The sequence below is a fragment of the Sphingomonas sp. 179-A 2A2 NHS genome, assembly GCF_045371305.1.
Taxonomy (GTDB): domain Bacteria; phylum Pseudomonadota; class Alphaproteobacteria; order Sphingomonadales; family Sphingomonadaceae; genus Sphingomonas.
On the sequence record NZ_JBIQDE010000014.1, the window covers coordinates 5,218 to 6,720 of the forward strand.

Here is a 1,503-nt window from a genome sequence, read left to right on the forward strand (position 1 = left end):
ATATCGCCGACCAGATCGGCGTTGATCCAGCCGCCGTCGCCGGCTTCGCGCGTCGCGGCCAGAGCCGGTACGAGCAGCTCGCGTCCGTCAAGCGCCGGCACGGCTATCGCGATCTGAACCGCCCCTTGCGCGCCGAGCTGAAGCGCTGGCTCGCCGATCAGGCGCGTGAGATCGCCGACGCGCGCGTCCTGCTCGGTCGGCTCATCGCCCACATGCGCGAGCGGCGCATCGTCATCCCCGGCGTGACCGTGGTCGAGCGCATGACCGCCGAGGCGATGCACGCAGCAGACCTCGCCGCCTGCGGCGAGATCGACGCTATGCTCGATGACTGGCACAGGCGCGGGCTGGACGCGCTCCTCTCCGACAAGGAGCATGCGCGACAGAGCCGGCTGTCCTGGCTCCGCGAACCACCCGGGCGCGTGTCGGCAGGTACGCTCGCCGAAATCCTAGACAAGCTTGACCTGGTGCGCGGTACTGGCGCGCCCGCGCTCACGCTCTCGGCCGAGCTTCGGCCGCGCATGGCTCAAATGGCGCGCGAAGGGGTGAGATTCACCGCGCAGGCCTTCCAGCAGATGGGCTCCAGGCGTCGCTACGCGACCATGGTCGCGACCTTGCGCGAGCTTGAGGCGACGCTCACCGACGCCGCACTGGCCATGTTCCGGTCGCTGGTCGCACGCGCGAACCTGCGGGCGAGGAAGCGCCTGGAGGGAACGATCGCCGCGTCTGCCGACCAAGGCCGCGAACGCTTGGCACGTATCGCCGACGTGCTGGACGCGCTCGCCACCGCGGCCAAGCGCGGCGGCGACGTCGTTGCGGCCGTGACCAGGATAGCGCCGCTCGACCTCATCCAGGCCGACGCGACACTGCTTCGCCGCAATACGACCCGCGCAAAGCCGAACGTGGTGAGCGAACTCGCGCCCGAGTACCGAACGTTCAAGCAAGTCGGCCATCGACTCCTGGCGAGCTTCACCTGGGAGGGGCGCGCGGGCGGCAAGCCGTTGCTGCGTGCGGTCGCGGCGCTCGCGGACCTGCGCGGCGATCATCGCCGCACGCTCGCGCCTGACCTGCCGCTAGGCCATGTCGAGCACCGCTTTCGCCGCCACGTGTTGGTGGGCGGCAGGGTCGACCGGATCTATTGGGAGCTCGCCACCTACTTCGCGCTCTCGGACGCGCTGGCGGCGGGCGACATATGGGTGCCGACGTCGAGGCTCCACCGCTCGCTCGACGAGCTATTGGCCCCGCCGGCGCAGCCGCCCGTGCTAGCCGCAACACCTGTGGCGCCGAGACTGGGGCACCCGCTCGGGATGACTGCCGACGCTTGGCTCGCGGACGCTGCGGTCGAGCTCGACGCGGCGTTGCTCGAGACGGCGCGCGGCTGGTCGGGACAGGCGGACAAGCTCCGGTTCCCGACCGAGCCCAAGGGTACGCTCGTCGAGGACGATCAGGCGAAGCGCTTGGGCGAGCGGCTGTATGGGTCGGTGACGACCACGCGCGTCACCGACG

The 1,503-nt window shown here is 70.5% G+C and carries 1 protein-coding gene; it reads left to right on the plus strand.

The window, feature by feature from the left end; translation table 11 throughout:
• Positions 1–1,503: DUF4158 domain-containing protein (locus ACH0AE_RS17475; RefSeq protein WP_406876107.1), on the plus strand; the 1,503-nt coding region annotated here is incomplete at both ends.